Source organism: Polaromonas sp. P1_G2, assembly GCF_056405515.1.
In genome coordinates this window covers 1-3,626 of the sequence record NZ_JBFUBY010000352.1, presented here as the reverse complement: position 1 = coordinate 3,626, position 3,626 = coordinate 1, and the positions used below count along the sequence as shown (strand labels likewise).

The 3,626-nt window shown below is 64.0% G+C and carries 6 protein-coding genes; 4 read left to right on the top strand and 2 right to left on the bottom strand.

All coding sequences use genetic code 11. From position 1 onward, the window contains the following. The 3 genes from AC1D0P_RS23330 to AC1D0P_RS23320 all read left to right on the top strand — a co-directional run. A partial coding sequence (locus AC1D0P_RS23330; RefSeq protein ID WP_477678916.1) for a VOC family protein occupies window positions 1-259 on the top strand: 259 nt, incomplete at its 5' end. 39 nt (window positions 260-298) lie between these two features. Continuing rightward, a complete protein-coding gene (locus AC1D0P_RS23325; protein ID WP_477678917.1) occupies window positions 299-715 on the top strand; it encodes a VOC family protein in 417 nt (138 codons plus the stop codon). 26 nt (window positions 716-741) lie between these two features. Then, window positions 742-1,017: a DUF2277 domain-containing protein gene (locus AC1D0P_RS23320; RefSeq protein WP_436154801.1), complete on the top strand. Its 276-nt coding sequence runs from the start codon at window positions 742-744 to the stop codon at window positions 1,015-1,017. A 74-nt stretch (window positions 1,018-1,091) separates the two neighbouring features. Here the strand turns inward: AC1D0P_RS23320 and AC1D0P_RS23315 are convergent, their stop codons facing one another. Beyond that, entirely contained in the window at window positions 1,092-2,126 is a 1,035-nt protein-coding gene (locus tag AC1D0P_RS23315) for an NAD-dependent epimerase/dehydratase family protein (protein WP_477678915.1), read from the bottom strand. Between the two features lie 94 nt (window positions 2,127-2,220). Here AC1D0P_RS23315 and AC1D0P_RS23310 point away from each other — a divergent pair, with 94 nt between their 5' ends. Beyond that, window positions 2,221-3,108, top strand: coding sequence for a LysR family transcriptional regulator (locus AC1D0P_RS23310; protein ID WP_477678914.1), 888 nt, complete (start codon window positions 2,221-2,223; stop codon window positions 3,106-3,108). A gap of 50 nt (window positions 3,109-3,158) precedes the next feature. On the opposite strand, the gene AC1D0P_RS23305 is transcribed toward AC1D0P_RS23310, so the two are convergent. Then, a partial coding sequence (locus AC1D0P_RS23305) for a TOBE-like domain-containing protein (RefSeq protein ID WP_477678913.1) occupies window positions 3,159-3,626 on the bottom strand: 468 nt, incomplete at its 5' end.

Sequence of the window (3,626 nt, the reverse complement as noted above, 5' to 3'; positions counted from 1 at the left end):
CCCCATGCCCGAGGTCGGCGAATGGCAGTTCCAGCGCGGCGGCGGCCTGCAGGTCTATGAACTGCCCGAGCGCGCCGGCGAAGGCTCGCTGACCCTGGCCGTCAACGACCTTGAGCCGGAAATCGAACACCTGGAAAAGCTGGGCATAGACACCAGCCAGAAAAGCTCCAGCGACAAGGTCCGGGCGGTGATGATCACCGACCCCGACGGCAACCACATCGCGATCGCCGAAGCCCTGATGCCCGGCGTGATCCGCTGAACGCAGCCGCCAAGCCAAGCCAAACCAGAAGGACCCATGATGGAAATACACCGCGGACGACTCATAGACCATGTCCACCTGCGCGCCCACGACCTGGCGGCCAGCAAACGCTTTTACCGCGCCGTACTCAAGTCACTGAACAAGGAAAGCGCGATCCAGGAAGCCGATGACCATTTCTCGGCCGACGAGCTGTGGATAGACCAGGCCGACGGCTCGACCTCGCATGTTCACCTGGCCTTCCGGGCCAAGGACCATGCGGAGGTCAAAGCCTTTTACGAAGCGGCCCTTGCCGCCGGCGGCACCGACAACGGCGCGCCGGGCGAACGCAAATACCACCCCGGCTACTATGCGGCCTTTGTGCTGGATCCGGACGGCAACAACATCGAGGCGGTTTACCATGGGCCTTTTGTGGCGTCGGCTGAATCCGTGGTGATCAAGCCGGCCGAACAGCCATAGGAACAGCAATAGGAAACGAACCCGCCATGTGCCGCAACATCAAGACCCTGTTCAACTTCGAACCGCCGGCCACGGAGCTGGAAATCCGTGACGCTTCGCTGCAGTTTGTCCGCAAGCTCAGCGGCTTCAACGTCCCGTCCAAGGCCAACGAGGCCGCGTTCGATCGCGCTGTGGAAGAGGTGGCGGCCTCGGCGCGGGTCCTGATCCGGACATTGGTAACTAACGCCGAGCCGCGCAACCGGGAAGTGGAAGCCGAACGGGCGCGGGCCAGGTCGGCACTAAGGTTTGGCACGAGCCAGTAGCCGGAGCGCCCCCCAAGTCGACCTCGCCCAACCGAAAGCGTTTGACGACATCAAAAGGCTGAGCTTGGCTTGCATCAGCCACGGCGCGCACTACCCTGGTTGGAATCCCCGCCATTCGCAGCCAGGCAACCCAGCCCTTGCAGTGTTTCCTCCACGGCAATATCTAGCGGCGTGTGCGGCTCCGCACCGAGCGCCGCCACCAGGGAGGCATTGTCCATGCGTACCGGCGTGTTCCAGAGGTAGCGCATCCGGCGCAGCTCGCGCAGGGTCTCAACAAAGGGCGCGGCCAGCGACACCGCCCACCAGGGAAAGGATTTGATGGACGGCCGAGGGCCACCGCGCCGTGCGACGACACGGCAGATCGCCTCAGCCAGCTGGCGGCCGTCGGCGTCCCACTGGCCGTTCATATGGAACGTTGCAAATGCAGGCAGAACGTCACGCCGTGCCAGCAAGGCGACCATGGTACGCGCCACATCCGGCAAATAGGCCCATTGGTGACCGACGCCAGGCTTGCCGGGGAGCTTCACACTGCGCACCGGTGCGCCCGGCCGAACCAGGCCTTGCGAGAACCAGCTGTTACCGGCACCCGGCCCGAAAAAATCCCCCGCGCGCACGATGATCACCCGGCAGCAGCCTTGGCCGCTGTCGTTGGTCGCGTCCTTGAGCCGCTGCTCGAGCTGCACGCGAATCGCACCTTTGGCAGTTTGCGGGTGTTGCGGTGAATTCTCCCGGAGGCTGGGAAATGCGTCTGGCCCGTAGTTGTAGACCGTGCCAGGCAGCACGACGGTCGCGCCCTGCGCCCGGGCGGCCGCAATCGTGTTGTCCAGCATGGGCAGTACCAGCTCACCCCAGCGACGGTAGCCGGGCGGATTGACTGCGTGGACTATCACGCCGCAGCCTTGTGCTGCAGCCATGACATCACCGGGATTCATCGCATCGCCACGCAGCCAGGTGATGCCGCCGCGTTGCTCGCCCGGCCGCGGCTCGCCACGGCGAAGCGCGCGAACCTGCCAGCCTGCCGCCTCCAGTTGCCGTGCAACTTCACCGCCGATGCCACCGGTTGCGCCCAGCACCAGTGCGGTGCTTGATTTGTCTTGTTTGCTGCTCATGCCATTCCCCAAAAAAGTTGCTATGGGGAAATTCTGGGCCCCGGGGCATCAAAATGGAATTGACTAAAGTAGGGCATCGGCTATACATTTTTGCATGGAAGAAGATGCTGGCTGGGAGCTTTACCGTTCGTTTTTAGGGGTGCTGCGCGAGGGTTCGCTCTCAGGTGCGGCACGGTCTTTGGGGGTGGCACAGCCTACGGTCGGACGCCATGTCGCCTCACTCGAAAAGTCGCTCGGCCTGGCGCTGTTCACGCGCTCACAAACCGGTTTTTCGCCGACCGAAGCCGCGCGGGGACTGCAGTCCTTCGCTGAAGAAATGGCCAGCGCCGCAGCCGCCCTACGCCGCGCCGCCGAGAGCCAGGGTGACGGTGTGCGCGGCACGGTGCGGGTCACAGCGAGTGAAGTCATCGGTGTTGAAGTGCTGCCGCCCATCCTCGCGCAACTGCAGCGCAAGCACCCGGGCCTGACCATCGAACTGGTGCTGACCAACCGCGTGCAGGACCTGCTGCAGCGCGAAGCCGACATTGCCGTGCGAATGACACAGCCCAAGCAGGACCTGTTGATCGCTCGCAGCGTGGGCGAAGTGGAACTGGGTCTCTACGCACGCCGCGATTACCTGGACGCGCGCGGCACGCCGCAGTCATCAACGGACCTGGCGCAGCATGCGCTGATTGGTTTTGACGAAGAGACACCCTTCCTGCGTTCGGCGCGCAAAGCGTTTCCCGCATGGAAGCGGGCGGCGTTTTCCACGCGCACCGACAGCGACCTCGCGCAACTGGCACTGATACGTGCCGGCGCCGGCATTGGCGTGTGCCAGTCAGCGCTGGCGGCGCGTGACCCCGCCCTGGTGCGGGTTCTGCCTGGCGAGTTGTCCTTCAAGCTCGAAACCTGGCTGACCATGCACGAAGACCTGCGCCACAGCCCGCGTTGCCGTGTCACCTTCGACGCATTGGTCGAAGGTTTGCAGCAGCATATTGGTTGAAGTCGCGCAAGGTTCTATCTGCATAAGCAGTTGCCTGCACGCAGCCGCAATTACCCCTCCACAAACACCCTCGCCTTGCGCGGCGTCACCACCAGCATGTCGCCTTCGCGCAAGCCCATGTCCTTGAACTGTTGCGAGGGCATCTGGGCTTCGATGATGGCGTCGCCCGGGACATTGCCCTTTTGTTCGTAGCCTTCGGCGGGGACCAGTTCCAGCCGCGCGATGGGGCCGATGACGATGGCGCGTTCCAGGTGGGTGACGATGCCTTCGGCGCCGGGCGCATAACGCTGCACCTCCAGGTCGTGCGGGCGCACATAGGCAAAAGCCTTGGCGTCCTGCGTGCCGGCATGCTCGGGGGAATTGAGGCGCAGGCCTTCGAGCTGCACCTCACCCTCATGGGCGCGGCCGTGGAACAGGTTGACGTCGCCCAGGAAGCCGTAGACGAAGGGGCTGGCCGGATGGTCCCAGACTTCCTGCGGCGAGCCTATCTGCTCGACCTTGCCGGCATTCATCAACAC